This is a genomic window from Limosilactobacillus gorillae (assembly GCF_001293735.1).
Lineage (GTDB): Bacteria > Bacillota > Bacilli > Lactobacillales > Lactobacillaceae > Limosilactobacillus > Limosilactobacillus gorillae.
On sequence record NZ_BCAH01000011.1, the window covers coordinates 1 to 19,623 of the forward strand.

General features: G+C 44.0%; 16 protein-coding genes, 1 other RNA gene and 1 other annotated feature. Of the genes, 13 read left to right on the top strand and 4 right to left on the bottom strand.

Annotated features, from left to right (window positions below):
* Positions 1-20: 20 nt before the first annotated feature.
* Positions 21-1,346, bottom strand: coding sequence for an APC family permease (locus tag AOQ57_RS01915; protein ID WP_093624676.1), 1,326 nt, complete (start codon positions 1,344-1,346; stop codon positions 21-23).
* Positions 1,347-1,569: 223 nt separating this feature from the next.
* Positions 1,570-1,686: a sequence feature (ribosomal protein L10 leader region), on the top strand.
* A gap of 32 nt (positions 1,687-1,718) precedes the next feature.
* On the opposite strand from AOQ57_RS01915, the gene rplJ reads away from it, so the two are divergent.
* The 9 genes from rplJ to AOQ57_RS01960 all read left to right on the top strand — a co-directional run bounded on the left by rplJ (position 1,719) and on the right by AOQ57_RS01960 (position 12,840).
* Positions 1,719-2,222: a 50S ribosomal protein L10 gene (gene rplJ, locus AOQ57_RS01920; RefSeq protein ID WP_093624680.1), complete on the top strand. Its 504-nt coding sequence runs from the start codon at positions 1,719-1,721 to the stop codon at positions 2,220-2,222.
* Between the two features lie 69 nt (positions 2,223-2,291).
* Positions 2,292-2,657, top strand: a complete 366-nt coding sequence (gene rplL, locus AOQ57_RS01925; protein WP_004562749.1) for a 50S ribosomal protein L7/L12 — start codon at positions 2,292-2,294, stop codon at positions 2,655-2,657.
* Positions 2,658-3,032: 375 nt separating this feature from the next.
* Entirely contained in the window at positions 3,033-5,636 is a 2,604-nt protein-coding gene (adhE, locus tag AOQ57_RS01930; protein WP_093624682.1) for a bifunctional acetaldehyde-CoA/alcohol dehydrogenase, read from the top strand.
* Positions 5,637-5,720: 84 nt separating this feature from the next.
* The gene (locus AOQ57_RS01935; RefSeq protein WP_157686474.1) at positions 5,721-7,529 is read left to right on the top strand and encodes a sensor histidine kinase; all 1,809 of its coding nucleotides are present in this window, start codon (positions 5,721-5,723) and stop codon (positions 7,527-7,529) included.
* Complete coding sequence (locus AOQ57_RS01940; RefSeq protein ID WP_093624686.1) at positions 7,530-8,138, top strand: response regulator transcription factor; 609 nt, start codon at positions 7,530-7,532, stop codon at positions 8,136-8,138.
* Positions 8,139-8,231: 93 nt separating this feature from the next.
* Positions 8,232-9,104 (top strand): AvrD family protein, encoded by an 873-nt coding sequence (locus AOQ57_RS01945; protein WP_093624688.1) that lies wholly within the window; start codon positions 8,232-8,234, stop codon positions 9,102-9,104.
* Positions 9,105-9,108: 4 nt separating this feature from the next.
* Positions 9,109-9,888: an ATP/GTP-binding protein gene (locus AOQ57_RS01950; protein WP_093624690.1), complete on the top strand. Its 780-nt coding sequence runs from the start codon at positions 9,109-9,111 to the stop codon at positions 9,886-9,888.
* 11 nt (positions 9,889-9,899) lie between these two features.
* Positions 9,900-10,589, top strand: coding sequence for an ABC transporter ATP-binding protein (locus AOQ57_RS01955; RefSeq protein WP_093624692.1), 690 nt, complete (start codon positions 9,900-9,902; stop codon positions 10,587-10,589).
* Between the two features lies 1 nt (position 10,590).
* A complete protein-coding gene (locus AOQ57_RS01960; protein ID WP_093624694.1) occupies positions 10,591-12,840 on the top strand; it encodes an ABC transporter permease in 2,250 nt (749 codons plus the stop codon).
* 81 nt (positions 12,841-12,921) lie between these two features.
* On the opposite strand, the gene nrdF is transcribed toward AOQ57_RS01960, so the two are convergent.
* The 3 genes from nrdF to nrdH all read right to left on the bottom strand — a co-directional run bounded on the left by nrdF (position 12,922) and on the right by nrdH (position 16,477).
* Positions 12,922-13,923, bottom strand: a complete 1,002-nt coding sequence (gene nrdF, locus AOQ57_RS01965) for a class 1b ribonucleoside-diphosphate reductase subunit beta (RefSeq protein ID WP_093624696.1) — start codon at positions 13,921-13,923, stop codon at positions 12,922-12,924.
* A 61-nt stretch (positions 13,924-13,984) separates the two neighbouring features.
* On the bottom strand, positions 13,985-16,156 hold the full coding sequence (nrdE, locus tag AOQ57_RS01970) for a class 1b ribonucleoside-diphosphate reductase subunit alpha (RefSeq protein WP_093624698.1): 2,172 nt from the start codon (positions 16,154-16,156) through the stop codon (positions 13,985-13,987).
* Between the two features lie 99 nt (positions 16,157-16,255).
* Positions 16,256-16,477 carry a glutaredoxin-like protein NrdH gene (gene nrdH, locus AOQ57_RS01975; RefSeq protein WP_093624700.1) on the bottom strand — a complete coding sequence of 74 codons (222 nt, stop codon included), beginning with the start codon at positions 16,475-16,477 and terminating at the stop codon, positions 16,256-16,258.
* A gap of 255 nt (positions 16,478-16,732) precedes the next feature.
* On the opposite strand from nrdH, the gene tadA reads away from it, so the two are divergent.
* The 4 genes from tadA (at position 16,733) to AOQ57_RS01995 (ending at position 19,610) form a co-directional block, all read left to right on the top strand.
* Positions 16,733-17,275: a tRNA adenosine(34) deaminase TadA gene (tadA, locus tag AOQ57_RS01980; RefSeq protein ID WP_093624702.1), complete on the top strand. Its 543-nt coding sequence runs from the start codon at positions 16,733-16,735 to the stop codon at positions 17,273-17,275.
* Between the two features lie 11 nt (positions 17,276-17,286).
* Positions 17,287-17,383, top strand: an RNA gene (gene ffs / locus AOQ57_RS01985) — signal recognition particle sRNA small type.
* Between the two features lie 216 nt (positions 17,384-17,599).
* Positions 17,600-19,276, top strand: a complete 1,677-nt coding sequence (gene dnaX / locus AOQ57_RS01990) for a DNA polymerase III subunit gamma/tau (RefSeq protein WP_093624704.1) — start codon at positions 17,600-17,602, stop codon at positions 19,274-19,276.
* A gap of 25 nt (positions 19,277-19,301) precedes the next feature.
* Positions 19,302-19,610 carry a YbaB/EbfC family nucleoid-associated protein gene (locus AOQ57_RS01995; protein WP_093624706.1) on the top strand — a complete coding sequence of 103 codons (309 nt, stop codon included), beginning with the start codon at positions 19,302-19,304 and terminating at the stop codon, positions 19,608-19,610.
* Positions 19,611-19,623 lie beyond the last annotated feature (13 nt).

Consider the following 19,623-nt stretch of genomic DNA (forward strand, 5'->3'; position numbering starts at 1 on the left):
CCATAATATATCAATGAAAGTTAATTGGTATGATCGATCTTTTTAACGAGGTAAAGGATCGGGAGACCAACGATCACAATTCCGATAAACAAGAGGACTCCTTCTGGGTCGTTTAAGACTTCACTAATTAAAACAAAGATTCCTCCGGCGATGGCAACCAGTGGAACGAAAGGGTACCACGGTGTTGAGAAGGGACGCTCAACGAGTTTGTTACGTCGTAAGATGAAGATACCAAAGAAGGCTAGGGTGTAGAAGCAATAAACCGTGAATACACACAGGTCCGAAAGGTGATCGGGGTCAAAAAAGAGCATCATAACGGTGGAAAGGGCGATGATAAATAGGGTTGCCACCACGGGACTCTTCGATTTGGGGGTTAGGTAGGAAAGGGAACGGGAGAAGGGTAGGTCATGGCGTTTAGCCATGGCGTAGACAATTCGCGGGAAGGTCAAGATCTTCCCGTTGATTGTTCCCATCATCGAGATGATGATTCCGATTGATAAGAGCTTTCCTCCTATTTGACCAAAGACAGCTGTTGCCAGGTAGGAGGTAGCATTGTCACCTAACTTGTGGATCATTGTGGCAGGCAAGAAACGCAATACCCCGATGGTGATTAAGGTGTAGATTACCAAAACAGTGGTAATTCCAATCACGATGGCCTTGGGGAGGAGTTTTTGAGGATTTTTCATCTCCCCACCGAGGTTGGCGATTAGGATCCATCCATCGTAACCGAAGAGGGTTGCTAAAACGGCGACTCCAAATCCACCACCGGCTTGGTGGATCTGGCCCATGGTTTGGCCGAAGGCGTTATGGTGTCCCCACAAGAGGCCGAAGAAGATAATGGCAGCAATAGGAATTAGTTTACCGGCCGTGGTAATGACGGAAAAGGCAGCGCCCACCTTGTTTTCGAGTAGGTTTAAGGCCCCGATAAAGAGAATTGTAATGAGGGCTAAGGGAATTCGCCAACCACTGGAGAGACCGAAGAGGTTGGTCATCATGATTGCCATAAAGCCAGCCACTGAGGCGATGATGGCAGGACCGTAAACAATTACTTGCATCCAGCCCGCTAAGAATCCCCAAATTCGACCGTAGAGATTTTCAATGTAGACGTACAACCCACCAGTGTAGGGCATTTGCGAACCAATTTCGGCGATGGTTAACCCGGCCGCCAGGGTGATGATTCCCCCAAAAACCCATGCAAAAATGGCCATGGTTGAGGATCCAGCGGAGTCTAAAACGGCTCCCTGCTTAAAGAAGATTCCAGAACCGATGATCGTCCCGACGACAATTGAAAGTGCCGACCATAGGCCAAGTGAGCGTTTGAGTTCTTCTTGCGGTTGTTCTTGCATACTTAATTTACCCTCCTTATTGTCAATTAGAAAAAAATTGTTAATCTGGTTGCAATATCTATCCTAACAAAGGCCAAAGACAAAGACAATCCACGTTTTTTAAATGCAAAAGTTCGCTTTTATCCCGAGTATGTACTGAAGGTAGTGAAGGAAAGAGAACTAGAAACGAACTTTGACGAGAAAGCCTTGCATTCATTTTCAATCCATGGTATTCTTACATAGTTGATTAAATATGACTCTGCCTAAGACTCAGGTGGCGTAAGCCTTAATATCCTGCCGAGGAAGAAATGAAATGTTCCTTCTCTATGTCTGCCAGTCATAGGGATTTTTTTATAAATTCCAATCAAACTAACATATAGGAGGTGTAATTTTATGAGTGAAGCAGCTATCGCTAAGAAGGCTGAAGCAGTTAAGACTGTTAACGAAATGCTTTTGAACGCTGAATCTGCCATTGTGGTTGACTACCGTGGTTTGAGTGTTGAAGAAATCACTGACTTGCGTAAGCAACTCCGTGACGCCGACATTAAGATGAGCGTTATCAAGAACAAGATCTTGGAACGTGCCGTTGAAGGTACTGATTACGAAGATCTTAAGGCAACTTTCGTTGGTCCGACTGCCGTTGCCTTCTCTGATGAAGACCCAATTGCACCAGCAAAGATCTTGAAGAAGTTCGCTGATGACCACGAAGCCCTTGAAATCAAGGGTGGGGTCATCGAAAAGAAGGTCCAAACGCTTGATGCAATTAACGAATACGCTACGATGCCTGGTCGTGACGACCTGCTGTCCATGCTTGCTTCCGCATTGCAAGATCCAATGCGCAAGATCGCACGAGCTGTCAAGGCTGTTGCCGACAAGGGCGACGAAGAAGCCGCTTAAGCAACATCGTTACGTTATCGTATCGACCATTAAAACAAATCATTACCTAGAATATTGGAGGAAAATAACATGGCTTTTGATAAGGATGCTATCATCGCTTCCCTCAAGGAAGCTTCTATCTCTGACCTTAACGACCTTGTTAAGGCAATCGAAGAAGAATTCGACGTTTCTGCTGCTGCTCCGGTAGCTGTTGCCGGTGCTGCTGGTGGCGAAGCTGCTGCTAAGGACAGCTTCACCGTAGAACTTACTTCTGCAGGTTCTGCTAAGGTTAAGGTTATCAAGGTGGTTAAGGACATCACCGGTCTTGGCCTTAAGGATGCAAAGGCCCTCGTTGACGGTGCACCTTCCAACGTTAAGGAAGATGTTAAGGAAGACGAAGCCAACGACATCAAGGCTAAGCTTGAAGAAGTTGGTGCATCTGTTACCCTTAAGTAATAGATCATCTTCAAAAAGCACTCACTACTGGTGGGTGCTTTTTTTATACATAAAATATACACATTAAACCATTATATTATTTATGTGGTTGTGGAGCTCTCCATTCGTTCTCCAACCAAATTTCCCTAATTTAGACCAAAGTTTTTATTTGGAAACAAATTCACTATTTCACATGCTTATGAAAACGCTTCCTCAGTTAATGGATGGGTTATCGATTTTGTGTATTGATATTAAAATCACAATCTTTGGTGGCATTTAACACTAGATCTTATGACAAAAGGCGTAAACCTTGTTGACTAAATCACAAAACGGTATTAAAGTTATAACCGTAAACAAGTTAATTTCTTCACAAAACCTGAGGAGGAAGCTTAAAAAATGGCGAAGCAAAGTGAACCACAAAAGATGACAAAGACCGAAAAAATGGTTGATGACCTGGTTAAGAAGGCCCACCAGGCACTCGATATTATGAGTGAGTTTGATCAAGCAAAGGTTGATTACATTACTCACCAAATGGTCGAAGCTGGTCAAGATAAGCACATGGAACTGGCAATTGAAGCCGTCAAGGAAACAGGACGAGGCGTTGTCGAAGATAAGGCAATTAAGAACATGTTTGCCACTGAAGAAATCTGGCACAACATTCGTAAGGACCACACCGTTGGAGTGATCAAAGATAACGAAGCTGATGAACTAATCACAGTAGCTGAACCCCTCGGGGTTTTAGCCGGGATCACGCCAGTAACGAACCCGACTTCAACAACCCTCTTCAAGGCAATCATTGCCATGAAGACCCGCAACCCAATCATCTTCTCCTTCCACCCCCAAGCCTTAGAATGTTCTCGTAATGCTGCTCGCATCGTTCGAGATGCTGCTATTGCTGCCGGAGCACCAGAGGGGGCAATTCAATGGATTGACGAACCAAGTCGGGAATCATCGACAGCTTTGATCAATAATCCAGGAATTGCTTGCACGCTGGCAACTGGTGGCCCTGGGATGGTTAAGGCAGCCTACTCCACCGGGAAGCCGGCACTTGGGGTTGGGCCTGGTAACGGTCCGGTTTACATTGAAAAGACGGCTAAGATTGGTCGGGCTGTGAACGATATTGTCTTATCCAAGACCTTTGATAATGGGATGATTTGCGCAACCGAAAACTCGGCTGTTATTGACCACGAAATCTACGATGAGGTTAAGGCGGACTTAAAGGCTAACCGAGTTTATTTCGTTCCGCAAAATGAACACGCTAAGCTGCGTAAGACCATGTTTAACGAACAGACCGGTGGGGTTAACGGTCCAATTGCTGGTAAATCGGCAATGCAGATTGCAAAGATGGCTAATATTAAGGTTCCAGAAGATACCCAAGTCCTGGCCGTGGAAGTCAATGCAATTGGTAAGCAGGAATTACTGTCCGGTGAAAAACTGAGCCCAGTTCTGTCCGTTTACAAGGCAATGGATCAGCAAGATGCCTTCGAAAAGTGTGCCGCCCTGCTTAATTACGGGGGCCTGGGCCACACGGCTGCCATTCAAACTCAAGACATGGACCTGGCTCGTGAATTTGGGGTTGCCATGAAGGCCTCCCGGATCATTGTTAACTCTCCATCCGGCCTTGGTGGAATTGGGAATATCTACAACCGGATGACCCCATCTTTGACGCTTGGGACTGGGTCATGGGGTGAGAACTCAATTTCCCACAACGTAACCGATTATGACTTGCTGAACGTAAAGACAATTGCCAAGAGGCGGAATAATATGCAATGGATTAAATTACCACGAATTTACTTCGAACGTGACTCCGTTCGTTACCTCAAGGACATGCCAGGCATCAACCGGGTCTTCATCGTTACCGGTCCGTCAATCCAGGCCCATGGTTACGTGGACGTGGTTACAGACCAACTGAAGTTGCGTGAAAACGACGTTCAATACTTAGTCTTCTCCAATGTTGAAGCCGACCCATCAACGACGACGGTTGAAAAAGGGGTCGCCCTAATGAAGAGCTTTAAGCCGGATACGATCATCGCGCTTGGTGGGGGGTCCCCACTGGATGCTGCTAAGGGAATGTGGATGTTTTACGAAGACGAAAATGCTTCCTTCTTCGGTGCTAAGCAAAAGTTCCTGAACATCCGTAAGCGGGCTTACCGTTTTGACAAGCCAAAGAAGGCCCAAATGGTGGCCATCCCAACCACTTCTGGGACTGGGTCTGAAGTAACTCCGTTCGCGGTTATTACGGACGCTAAAACCCACGTTAAGTACCCACTAGCTGACTACGCACTGACACCGGATGTTGCCATCGTTGATCCGCAATTCGTTGACACAGTTCCAAAGGGTAACATTGCCGCATCTGGGTTAGATGTCTTGTGCCACTCGATTGAATCCTACGTTTCTAATATGGCTTCCGATTACACACGGCCGCTATCCTTGCAAGCCATCAAGCTTGTTTTTGATAACCTAACTGCTTCATACAATGGTGATGAAGAAGCCCGGGCCGCTATGCATAATGCATCAACCCTAGCTGGGATGGCCTTCGGAAATGCCTTCTTAGGGATCAACCACTCGATTGCCCACAAGTTAGGGGGAGAATTTGGTTTGACCCACGGGATCGCAATTGCTATCACGATGCCGCACGTTATCAAGTTCAACGCCACTCTGCCAAAGAAGTTCACTACCTGGCCGAAGTACGAGGCCTTCCGGGCAGCTGATGATTACGCAACAATCGCTCGTACAATTGGCTTGACCGGAGAAACCAACGAAGAGCTGATTAGTAAGCTGTGCGATAAGATCAAAGACTTGGCTCATTCGGTTGGGGTAACCTTAAGCTTGAAGGCTTGGGGTGTTGATAAGGCCCACTTTGATAAGGTTGTTGACCACTTAGCCGTCTTGGCCTACGAAGATCAATGCACGACCGCTAATCCGCAAGAACCATTAATTGCCGATCTGAAGCAAATTATGATCGACGAATACGATGGTAAGGGTGTCGAAACCAAGTAATAATAAAAAAATTATAATGAGAGCCTGAAGTGTCATAAAAATATTTGACACTCAGTAACTTCTTAGGGTTTGGAATGACATTGAATGGATTCATTCGATGTCATTCCTTTTTTACTTCATCTTGTATTAGTAGTGAGGACGTTATATTATTTCCGTATGTATTCACAAACTTATCAACAACCAAGAAAATTATTTTCAGTCTACGGCTTACTATTATCATTTTTGCTGGTAGTTGCGGTAATTTTAGTTGTTTCAATTCAAGCAACGCGCGCTAATAGGATCAGCTTAGTTCAGAGTGGTCATGAGTATCGAATTAACCAGTTGCATCAGTCAATATCAGGTGTTCGTCATGGTGATCTAGTCAAAAAAATTGATGGGGTCAACATCAATCAATCTCCAATGGCAACAAAAAACTTGGTGATATCAAATGCACGGTCGCTTCAAGTCCAACGAGGTCAGCATGTTCAAACGGTTAAACTTCCTAGCCAATCTGTTTTCAGTCAAAGTTTAATAATGGCCGGAATTGGCCTTGGGATCTTTTTGAGCTCTTCGTTGGCTTTATATCGGCGCCGATATAGTAATCAAGAGCGATACTTACGTTTATTTGCGTTCTTTTTAGCACTCGGTCTAATGTCAATAGTACCATCAAGTGTTGGTAATTGGCTGGGCCGCTTATGGGTGATTGTTTTTATGTCGACCTTGCCGATGATAATTCGGAAACTAATGGTATCGGCTAATATACGATCAATTTTAGGTTTTATTACGTTGGGGTTTGCCTATTTTAATCCGCTTTTATATTTAGCAGTTTGGTTCAATCTATTGCCGAACTGGTCCTGGCTGATCAATTATTTAAATGGCTGGGGGATCTTTATTCTTCCGTTGGGATTATTGATGGCAGTTTTTTATGAGGAGCAGCGTCAAAGAGCAACCACTCAAACTAAAGTCAACCTAGCCTTAGTCCTTCTAGTCTCACTATTACCGTTATATTTTTTGTATCTATATCCGATTGTTAAAGTGAATTTATCATTTGAAGGCTTAATCCTATTTTTAGTGTTCTTGGTAGTTGGAGTTATCCATACGTTAATTGTCCGTCGGCAAATTACGAACTTATACCACTTACCATCTTGGCTAATTAATAGTTTGATGTTAGTAATTGTTAGCGGGGTGATTTATCTCTTAGGCTGGTTACTAATGGCTATTCCAATTTGGTTAGGGGTAGTGTACCTATTTATTTTTCTTTTGGCCATGCGTCCGTTCCTACAAGAGTACTTTATGATCATGATGAACTCAGATAATCAGCGTGACTTGTCAATCTTTAAAGCCGTCGAAGCAGAGCGTGAGCAGTTAGCAACGATGATTCACGATACGACCATTCAAGAGGTTATTCTAGCTAAACGACGAATTGGTGAGTCTAACTCACGAGTCAACGTGACTCTGGATGATGTCATTTATGAATTACGCTCACTATGCACAAGGATCTATCCTTTATTTGTGGACCAAATTGGTGTTAGTCGGTCGATAACGAAAATGTTATCTGATCTCCAAAAGCAACTACCGGTTGAAATTCAATGGGATCAGCATAGTAATTTGTTAGAAAGTTTGGATCCACAAGTCGGTAATTTCTTAGTTCGGTCAATTCAGGAGAATATTATCAACGGGATTAAGCATGGTCAGGCTAATCAGTTTGATATCTGTTGTTTTGATAACGGCCACCAACTCAACATTCAAATGGTCGATAACGGGCATGGCGAGATGAAGATTCGAGATCAGGTTGGCCACTATGGTCTATCACAAGTCCAAGCTAAGTTAACGATGCTGGGTGGCTATCTAAAAAAAGAAAAGATCGCGGCTGGGAATCGAGTTACCTTAGTTATTCCAATGAGGGAAAAGTAGATGGAAAAAATTCAATTAGTGTTAGTAGATGATCATGAAATGGTTCTTCAAAGTTTAGCGCACCAATTAAGTCAAATTGGGGACCTAGAGATCATGGCTGCCTTCAGTAAGTCCCGCGATCTCCTATTATTTTTAAAAGATTACCAACCAGATATGATCATCATGGACGTAATGTTGGATGAGCAAACAGCTTTCACCCTGCTTGAGCAAATAAAACAAACGGCAATTGAGTTACCTAAAGTAATTTTTATTTCTGGATATTATGATCAGCAACTTCATCAAAAAGCACTCCAGATAGGGGTAAAGGCTTTTTTGAATAAAGAGGCCTCGACAAAGGAACTGGTTGACGCAATTCGGTCAGTCAGTCAGGGAAATGTGGTCATTCCGGATGACGTTTTTAATCAGCCTGACGATGAGATTTTATCATCAGTTGAGTTGGAGGTTTTAAGATTGATGGCTGCCGAGGAGACCAATGCTCAAATTGCGGCGGAACTCTTTATTAGCCGCCGGACGGTAGAGTCCCACGTCAGTAATATTTGCCGGAAATTAGGTGTCAATGGGCGAATTGGGGCAGTTCGCGAAGCCCTGCGGAAAAAGATAATTGAATAGGTGTGGAAGTGAGCAAAAAGCATTCGTGATTTACGGATGCTTTTTTTATATCGATTTTTATAAGATGGTCACGTCAACAAAGGAGGTATAGCAATGGAAGTTGATGAAATTTTAGGTTCTTATCATAATCGCTATTTTGGGAGCGGTTATCAAAAGGGACAGTACCAAATTATTGACCAAGATAATCATAACGTAAAAATACGAGTTTCATATCCAGGTGGCTGGTCTAAAAAGCAGGCCAGTGAACGCCAACCACATCTGAGTACGATTGACGGAGTAATTGTTGCAGCTCTAATTAGTGAGCGACTATTGGGAGAGCAGTCGTATGAATATTACTTGAGTGGCTTTGAAATCAAGGCTGGTAATCACGAAATTTGCCTAGATCATGATTTAACAGTTCAGATTGGACCTAGTCACGTTACAGCTCAGACAGGGAATTTTCAATTTGATGTCGAGGGGATGAAGATTAAGCTTCAGGTTACTCACTCGCAAGGTAAAGCAAAGGTGAAAAGTCACCACTATCTTACAGAGCACTTAAAGGCGAACCGCTTACACTTAGGTGAATTAACTTATTTGGGACAAAGCGGGGTAAGTGGGGTGGTGAATTATCATCAAGATTCATCGCTAGATTATGACGGTTTAGGATCGGGACAAGCGCAAGTAATATCGATTATTGAATGGCTAGTGATTTTTTCACAAATGGGCGAATTGATGGCTTATCACTACGATAGTTTAAATCGTGATGACTGTAATAATTTATGGATGAAATCAATCAAGGCTAGCTTGAGTGATCCAATTAAGGTCAATCAACCAATTCGAATCATGAGTGAATTAGTTAAGGTAAGTTTAATCAATAAAGATAACCAAAATTGGCGAGTATTAAAGGCCCACGGTTCAGATATTAACAATCAAGTTAAGTTTGAAGCAAAGATGGCCCATCTTTTACCAGCAGAATGGGAGGACTAAAGAAGTGCTTAATTCTAAATCACCACGACTTGTTATCTCGGGAACTTATTCGACCGGCAAAACAACGACGGCAACCGCGCTTTCAATTGCAACGGGAATTCCATTAATCAATGCCTTATCTGCTCGAGAAATTTTAACCAGCCTGTACCCTGGTCGACGTTTTCAGGATATGACGGCAGAAGAACTAATGGCTTTGGGACTAAAGCGGTTTGAAGAGCGAATTCGGGCCGAAGCAGTCACTTATCAAGCAGGAAAGGGCTTTATTTCCGATGGATCAGTTTTAAACGAATTAATTTATGGAACGGTTCGAATGAAGGTCGGAATTAATCCCGGATCGACCTGGCCGCACCGGGTTGCCAAAGCTATTATGGGAATCCCATTTAAACCCTTCATGAAAAAGTATCTATCGAGCTATGAAACCGTAGTTAATCAGCATACTCAGGAATGGTATAGCGACGTGGTACATTTGCCGGTTGAATTTGCGATGGATCCAGATGGTCACCGACCAGTTTCAGAAGAATACCGGCAGTTATCGGATCAAGAAATTTTAAAGAGTTTTCGTCAAATTGGCTTTGAACCAAAGTTGGTCTCAGGAACAATTGAGCATCGCTTAGCAACCATCATCAAACTCTACCACCTTCCGCAGGAGATGGAATTATCAAAAGCAATTGAGCAAGCTCAGGAACAAATTGCTAAGAATCGGGAAAGTGTCGCTAAACGAATCATTGAACAATATCATGAGCCAACGTTACGAGAAAAAATTAGTTTAATGATGAAATATTAAGGGAAAGCAATATGATTGAATTTAAAAACGTTAGTAAGATTTATCAAGTTGGAGATCAAGAGGTCGTGGCCCTTAACCAGGCAAATTTTAAACTTGAAAAAGGAAAATTAACCATTATATTAGGACCATCAGGATCTGGGAAAAGTACCTTATTGAATATTTTGGGTGGGATGGACCGACCAACGAATGGCGAAATTAACTTTGATGGTCAGGCGGTTGCAAATTTATCAGACCGGGGCTTAACTGATTATCGCCGGACAAAGGTGGGGTTTATTTTTCAATTTTATAACTTAATCCCTTCCTTAACGGCGGTTGAAAATGTCGCCATCGCGGCAAAGTTAACCAATAATGATGCCCGTTCGGTGGAATATCTCAAACAGGTTGGTTTAGGTCACCGGTTAAATAACTTTCCCAATCAAATGTCAGGCGGGGAGATGCAGCGGGTGTCAATCGCTCGGGCGTTAGCTAAACAACCAGAATTACTTTTGGCGGACGAACCAACCGGGGCTTTGGATTCAAAAACAAGCCTTAAGATTATGGAACTTTTACAACAAGCAGCTAATGACCAAGATACGGCCGTAGTAATGGTGACTCACAATCCCACCTTTGAACAATATGGTGACCAGATTATTCGGTTAAAAGACGGCCAAATTGATCAAATTTATGCCAATGATGATCGGGTAACGTTAGGAGAAGCGTAGGATGAAATACTTAAATCGGAAACTCCGGCGTGACGTTCAAAGAAGCTGGAGCCAGTTCTTCTCAGTCTTCTTAATGGCCTTTTTATCAATCCTAATGTTTGTTGGGTTACAAGGGTCGTGGCGTGGGCTAGAGGTTTCGTTAAATCAATATATTAACCAAACGCATTTAGCTAATTATTGGATCCAAGCAACCAATGTGACGGATAATGACCTGGATAAATTAAAGTCCTTATCTGGAGTCAAAAGGGTTTACTCAGGGACCCGCCTCCAGGCTAAGCAGGGGAGTCGCCAAATTATCGTCGATACAATCTCAAGTTCGGCTAACAAACTCCACGTCGTTTCGGGGCAGAAGGTGAACGAATCAACGAATGGGATTTGGTTGAACTATGAATACGCCAAAGCTCATCACCTTAAAGCAGGAGAAACGACAACCGTTAAGTATGGTGGGCAAGCAGTGAAATTAAAGATTGCCGGGATTGTCCAGTCGTCTGATCGAATTTACTTTACTGGAACACAGGAATATATTGCACCTAACTATGATAATTACGCTTATGCCTATATCTCAAATCAAACCCTTCGGACTCAATTTCATTATCAAGGCCCACAAAATATAGTTGAAATCCGCGGTAATCATTCCCACATGCGTTCCACTATTGAAAAGACGTTTGGTTCTCGGTTGGTTACTTATTATAACCGGACGACCTTATCAGATGTATCGAATGCCTTAGATCGGGTTGGGCAGATCCGGAATTTGTCATATCTATTTTCAACAATCTTTATCCTGTTGGCAATTTTGGCTATGTATACCACTATCCAACGCTTAATTGCAGATCAGATGAGTGAAATTGCGGTAATGAAGGCCCTAGGAATTTCGAATCGGCAATTGGGGTGGCACTATGGATCCTTTGGTCTTCTTGTCGGTGGACTTGGTGCCTTGGCCGGAGCGATTGTATCTCCAGCGATCTCGTGGTTTGTCTTATCGACCCAACAAATGATGTTTTCAATTCCACATTGGACGATTGCCTACACACCAATTAGTCTTGTGGTTATTGGATGTGTAGTGTTGATCTGTGTCTTAGCTGCTTATTGGGCGGCCCATGCATCCATGCAGGGGTTACCAGCTAAGTTTTTACGGGGTGAAACAGAATCCCATGTTCACCACATTACTTTAGAAAGGATGACTGGTTGGTGGAATCGTCTATCTTATGCGGTTCGCTGGGCCATTCGGGATGTCTTCTTTAACAAGTCTCGTGTTTTAATGGGGATTGCCGGAGTTACCGGTGGGATGATGTTAATGATTGCTGGATTAGGGACACCACAATCGATTAATCATTTGGTGGACAAGGCTTATACCCAAGACTTTACCTATGCAAAACGACTAACGATCACTAATTATCAAGCTTATCAACAGGCACATCCGAATCAAGGGCAATGGGTACAATTAAATCAAGCCCATTACAGTAAAGATGATGGATATGACCGTTTATTGATGATTATTTCCAAAGGTGATTACGTCAATATGAAGACAACGGATGGGCAGTCAATCCAAAAAGGTGGGATTTACGTCACGCAAGGCTTTGCCAATCGTGCCCATATCAAAGTTGGCGATCGAATGGATGTAAAAACCACTGGGTTAGATCACCGCTTGAGGTTTAAGGTTAAGGGGATTATTGCTAGCGAGACTAATCAGGGAGCCTACATTTTAAATACAACCTGGGAAAACGCTGGAGGAAACTTTAGTCCGACAACCTTATTAGTTGGTAAGAATACTAATTATGATCGATCAGCAGTTTCTTCTACAATCAAGATTAGTTCACAAAAGCAAAATGCCTATGACTTTGTTAATAATTTAATGAGCATCTTTGCCTTAATTATTGCCTTTGCCGTTCTATTGATTGTAATTGTGCTCTATAATCTGGGGGCTCTGAGCTTTACGCAGCGAGCTCGAGACTATGCGACCCTAAGTGTCTTAGGAATCCGTCGGAATGAGTTACGGAATATTACCTTTGTCGAAAACATCATTACGACTTTAATCGGCTGGTTAATCGGAATTCCAGCTGGGATCTGGTTCTTAGGTCAATATGTTAGCACCTTCTCGACCCTTAATCTTGTTTATGAACCATACTATAACTGGATCACTATAACAGTGGCCTCTGTCTTTGTTTGGGTTTGCTCATTGTCGACGACCTTTATGATTAGTCGACGGATCAAGAAGTTAGACATGGTCCAAGCACTTAAGGGAGTAGAATAATAATTAGATTAATTAAAAAACGGGGTTAGATGAAGCCATTTCATCTAACCCCGTTTTTGATTGTGGACTTTTATTCAGGGACTAATCCTTATCGTTAATGTCCTTACCGGCGTTCGGGTCGGCTACGTGGTAGTCACTGTTACGCATCGCTTCAACGGCTCCAAGCCGGTAACCATTTCCAACCTGACTAAAGAAGTCATGGTTAGAAGTTGTAGTTGAAATTCCATTCATGACCACTGGGTTAACATCAGAAGCAGTATCTGGGAAGAGAGGATCTTGTCCCAGGTTCATTAGGGCCTTGTTGGCGTTGTAGCGAATAAAGACCATGACATCATCAGTCCAGCCAATTTGGTCGTACAAGACGTGGGTGTACTTTTCTTCGTTATCATAGAGTTCGTACAAGAAGTCATACATCCAACGCTTCATTTCCTGTTGTTGCTTTTCAGTTAGCTGATTCATCCCAACTTGGAACTTGTAACCAATGTAAGTTCCGTGAACAGATTCATCCCGTAGGATTAACTTAATGATTTCAGCCACGTTATTGAGCTTGTTGTGGCCTAGGTAATACAGGGGAGTGTAGAAGCCTGAGTAAAACAGGAAGGTTTCCAAAAAGACGTTGGCAACTTTTTTCTTTAGGGGGTCTTCCTGGGCATCTAAGTAGAGGTTACCGATCTTAACTGCCTTATTTTGCAGGAATTCTTCACTGTCAGACCAGGAAAAAATTTCATCAATTTCGTCTGGTGTATTTAAGGTGGAGAAGATGGTAGAGTAAGACTTGGCGTGAACGGATTCCATAAACTGGATATTATTCAAAACGGCTGTTTCATGCGGGGTCTTAACGTCTTGCTTTAAGGCAGTTAAGCCGGCTTCAGATTGAAGGGTGTCTAACAGGGTGAGACCCCCGAAGACGTGGCCGACCGTCCACTTGTGGTCGTCGTCCAAGTCACGCCAGTCGTCTAAGTCATTTGAAACGGGAATCCGGGTGTCTAGCCAGAACTGCTCAGTTAGCTTCTCCCAAGTTGCCTTATCAATCATATCGGAAACTTGGTTCCAATTGATTGCCTTGTAATTCTTAATTGCCATTCGAATAATCTCCCTATAAGTTAATTGATTAGAGTGAACGCTTTTATTATGACCGATTAGCTTAAATTACGCAAGATTCACAGTGGTTGGCGCCAACTTCTTCACTATCATCCGTAAAGGTCCGGATATAATAGATCGACTTAATTCCCTTTTGGTGGGCGTAGTGGCGAAGAATGTTGAGGTCACGGGTGGTCATTTTATCGGTACGACCGTCCTTCCATTCGTACATCCCGGCTGGAATGGTGGAACGCATGAATAGGGTCATTGATAGAGACTGGTCGACGTGTTCTTGGGCGGCTGCATAGGTATCGATTACATTTCGCATGTCGGTGTCGTATGCGGAACGGTAGTACGGCATCGTGTCATTAGAAAGGTACGGGGCCGGGTAGTATACCTTGCCGATCATCTTTTCTTGCCGTTCTTCAATTCGGTTGATGATCGGGTGCAAGCTGGAGGTTGAATCACCAATGTAAGAGGTTGAGCCGTTTGGGGCCACGGCGAGGCGGTAGGCATTGTACAAACCGGATTGTTGAACACGGTTCTTTAAAGCTGCCCAGTCCTCTTTTGTTGGGATGAAAAAGCCGTCAAACAGTTCCTTAACGGCAGCCGATTTCGGCCCCCAATCCTTGGTGAGGTACTTGTTAAAGTAGGAACCATCGGCATAGGCTGAGTGTTCAAAGTTAGTAAAGGTAGTTCCCTTTTCTTGGGCGATCTCGTTGGAGGCGACCAGTGTCCAGTAATTTAACAGCATAAAGTAAACGCTGGTGAATTCGAGGGCGACTGGTGAGCCGTACATGATATGGTGTTTAGCTAAGAAACCATGAAGACCCATTGCCCCGAGTCCAACGGAGTGAGAGAGATCGTTACCGTGCTTGATTGATGGAACCACCGTTAAGTTTTCAGCATCGGAAATGTGGGTTAACCCCTTCATCATTACCCGGACGGAGCGGCCAAAATCAGGAGTTTCCATCATGTTGGCGATGTTAGTGGAACCGAGGTTACATGAGACATCAGTACCAAGGTTAGCGTAGCTTTGATCATCGTTGACCCGGGATGGAACCTGAACCTGGGCAATTTCAGAACAAAGGTTAGACATCACGATCGTTCCTTCAATCGGATTAGCCTTGTTAACTGTGTCGACATTAACAATGTATGGATATCCAGATTCTTGCTGGAGTTTGGAGATTTCGTCTTCCAGTTCCCGAGCATTAACCTTCTTCTTGGTGATTTCCGGGTTGGCCACCAGGTTATCGTATTCCTTGGTGATGTCAACATAGGAGAACGGCTTACCATAGATCCGTTCTACATCGTAAGGGGAGAAGAGGTACATCGGGGCATCTTTTTCCACTAATTCGTAGAACTTGTCCGGAACGGTAACACCAAGCGAAAGGGTCTTTAAGCGGATTTTTTCATCGGCGTTTTCTTTTTTAGCCCCTAAGAATTCAATGATGTCGGGGTGGAAAACGGAGAGATAAACAACACCGGCCCCCTGGCGTTGGCCCAGCTGGTTAGAGTAAGAGAAGGCGTCTTCCAAGAGTTTCATGACTGGAACAACCCCGGAAGCTGCCCCTTTGATCTTTTTGATGGGCGCTCCTGCTTCACGCAGGTTATTTAAGTTAATACCGACTCCCCCGCCGATTTTTGATAGTTGTAAGGCGGAGTTGATCGTTCGCCCAATCGTGTTCATGTCGTCAGTAGCCTGGATTTCAAAGCAGGAGACGAATTCACCTCGGCGCTTGCGACCAACGTTTAAGAAGGTCGGTGTGGCCGGTTGGTAGCGCTGGTGGATTAATTCATTAGCCAGGTCCATGGCTAACTGTTCATCTCCATTAGCCAGGTACAATGCGTTCATTGCGACCCGGTCAATGTAGTTCTCAAGGTAGTATTCATTGTCGTTGGTCCGCATGGCGTATTGAGCATAGAATTTATAGGCTGCCATAAAGGAATGAAAGTGGAAGTCCTGATCCTTTAGGTATTGGTAGAGCCGATCCAAAAAGGCAGGGGAGTATTGACGAATGAAGTCTTCTTCCAGGTAATCATTGTCAATTAACCAGTTTAAACGTTCCATAACGGAGGCAAATTTTTTAGTGTTAGGAATAACATTTTCCTTAATGAAGTCATCCAAAGCTTCCTTATCGAGGTTTAACTGGATCTGACCATCTTTTGGAATGTTGATCTTGTTATTTAAGTCGAAGTACTTTACCTTGGTCATATCGATTTCTGAAAGAGCCATTGCACGTGTTCCTACTTTCTTTAAAACCCGGGACTGGTTACAACAAAAAGGGCGGGCACCAAAACAGGTGTCGCCGCCCGTAAAATTAGTTTTGCGTTCTTAAGCTAAGGCCGAAAGACGATCTGGCCGAAAACCAGTGAAGGCATTGCCGTCCGGAAGTTTAACAACCGGTGTTGAAAGAAAGCCTTCCGCCTTTAAGTTTTCGATGTATTCAGGTTGTTCATCGATATTATGTTCAATGAACGCCACGTTGTGTTCCTCTAAGAAACGCTTGGTCATTTTGCATTGGATGCAATTATTCTTGGAAAAGACGGTTACCACGTGGATCCCCTCCCTTACTGATATTTGATATTCTCTAGTATAGTTGACCAATAAGTAAAAGGCCACCATATCTCGTAATACTCAAAAAACACAACACAAGATATGGTGGTTGCTAGGCCGTGATTGGGAGCGGTTTGAAAAAAATCTAAAAAATTTTTTGGTCAATGATTGAACAGTCATATCAGCCAATTTGAAAGTTACTAAGAGCATATTGTACACTGAAATAGCGAAAAAATAGCGAATGGGGGTGCAATAATGCCAGAAAAAATAACAGAGCGGGGGTACATGAAAGAGGCCTTTAAGGAGGCACACCAAGCTCAGATCATGGGTGAAGTACCAATCGGGGCTGTGGTGGTTCACCAGGGTCAAATCATTGGTCGAGGTCACAACATGCGAGAGAAATTTCAGGATGCCACCTATCACGCAGAAGTATTAGCAATTATGGAAGCCTGTCAGGTACTAGGATCATGGCGCCTAGAAGATTGCGACCTTTATGTAACCCTGGAGCCGTGTATCATGTGTGCAGGGGCGATTATTAACGCCCGGGTTAAGCGGGTCTTTTTTGCGGCTCCGGATCGAAAGGCAGGCGCTACAACGTCTTTGTATCACCTCCTAGAAGACGAGCGGCTTAATCACCAAGCTGAAGTTCATCAGGGCTTAATGCAAGAAGAGGCTAGTAAGATGCTCAAGGAATTCTTTAAAAACATTCGTAAGCGCCAAAAGGTGGCTAAGAAAAAACGACGCCTAGAAGAAATTGACGGGGTAAAGACTAGTCAGTCATGGGAAAATAATGTATAATTGGTATTGCCGTTAGGCCTTAGGGCAAGGGCATCCTTACGAACCGTGTCAGGCCTGGAAGGGAGCAGCACTAAGTTTGTGATTCCTTGTGCCCTAAGTTTTTAAGAAATTAACCAGGAGGCTGTGATAAAAGTGTCACAGCCTCTTTTAGATCCTAATGCACAAATACGCCAAGTCAGACATAATTGATACTTGCGGGAGTGTGACGATGAAATCATGATTTCTGTCACACTCCTTTTCTTTTTTCCCAACATATTCTTTTTGTGGACGAAGAAAAGCTAGTATAATGGTGAAAGATATCTTCAATAGCAAGGGGGAAAAGAAATGAGTTATCAGGCGCTGTACCGGGTTTGGCGCCCGCAACGATTTGCCGATTTGGTTGGTCAACAGATAGTTTCAACAACCTTAAAAAATGCAATTATCACTAAAAAGATCAGTCACGCCTACCTCTTTGCCGGACCGCGGGGGACAGGTAAAACGTCAGCGGCCAAGATTTTTGCTAAGGCGGTCAATTGCCACCACCAACAAGACGGGGAACCATGTAATCAATGTGAAATCTGCCGGGCAATTACTGCCGGTCAGCTAAACGACGTTATTGAAATTGATGCCGCCTCAAATAACGGGGTGGAACAGATTCGCGATATTCGCGATAAGGTTAAGTACGCTCCTACGCAGGCTGATTATAAGGTTTACATCATTGATGAAGTCCACATGTTATCAACGGGGGCTTTTAACGCCCTGCTGAAAACACTGGAGGAGCCACCGGCTAACGTGATCTTTATCCTTGCAACGACGGAGCCTCATAAAATTCCGTTGACGATTATTTCGCGGGTTCAGCGGTTTGATTTTCGGCGAATCAGTGCTAAGGATGCCTTTGCGCGGATGAAGTACATCTTGGATCAAAAGCAAGTTGCCTATCAAGAAGATGCCCTGCGAGTGATTGCCAACGCCGCGGAGGGTGGGATGCGGGATGCCTTAAGTATCTTGGATCAGGCCCTTTCCTTTGGTGAGGAGCAGGTTACGATGGAAGATGCCCTCTTGGTAACTGGTAGCGTCACTAAGCAACTGGTACGGGAGTACTTCTTACAGGTTGCTGATGGTGATAGTGCGATGGCCCTTAAAACCTTAACCAAGATAATTGGGGCTGGTAAGGATGGTCAGCGTTTCATTGAGGACCTAATCTCCTTTATCCGTGACGTACTTTTGTACCAGGAGTCGCCGGATTTGATCGACCTACCAACGACTGGCTTTGTAAAGGAAGATTTTGAACAATTAAAGAACGCCGCTACCCCAATGGCTCTTTATCAGATGATTGACACCTTAAACGACATTCAACAGGAGATGCGGTTCACCACCCATCCGGATGTTTACTTGGAGGTTTTAACCGTTCAGCTTTGTCAGGTGAGAGAAAGCAGGACCGATCAAGAAGAACTCGATCAACTACGTCAGACGGTTGTAAGCCTGCAACAGGAGGTAACCAAGCTGCGCCAGGCACCTACGGTTGTTGAAAAGAAGGTTATGCCCCCAAAGCCTAGTCGCACCAACAATAAGCAGGCACTACGAATCAACTTAGTTCAGATTAATACAATCCTGGAGCATGCCACCCGACCAGATCTGGAGGACTTAAAGGAGCTATGGGGTGATATATTATCACTCTTAGATAATGCGCAGGGATCGCTAATTAATATCTCAGAGCCAGTGGCAGCCAGTCCAGCTGGGGTGGTGGTTTCCTTTGATAATAACTTCTTGTTTGAACAGGCTAATGGGGGCAACCTTAGTGATGCCATGGGAGCGGCTTTGCAGCGCTTGACGGGGACTGAGCGGCAAGTTGTTTTCGTTCCTAAGGATAAGTGGCCACAGATTCGCCAGGACTTTTTGATCGAAAAGGGCTACTTAAAAAACGGGGGTAAAAAAGAAGCTCCTAAAAAAAGTGATGATCCAGTGATTAGCCAAGCGGAAAAACTGTTTGGTGCAGATGCAATTGAAATTCACAATGATTAATTAAAATAAAGGATGGTAATCAATTATGATGCGCGGAATGAACATGCAAAAGATGATGAAGCAGGCTCAAAAGATGCAAAAGCAAATGATGGCTGAACAAGAAGAGTTGGCCGCAACTGAATTCGTTGGCCTAGCACCGGATGACATGGTGACGGTAACCTTAACCGGTGATAAGAAGGTTAAGGACTTGAAAATTAACCCAGAAGCCGTTGACCCAGATGATGTTGATATGTTAAGCGACCTAATCGTGGCCGCTTTAAACGACGGCTTACAAAAGGTTGACGATGCCACCCAAGATAAGATGGGCAAATACACCCGCGGCCTGGGAATGTAGGACCAGGGTGAGC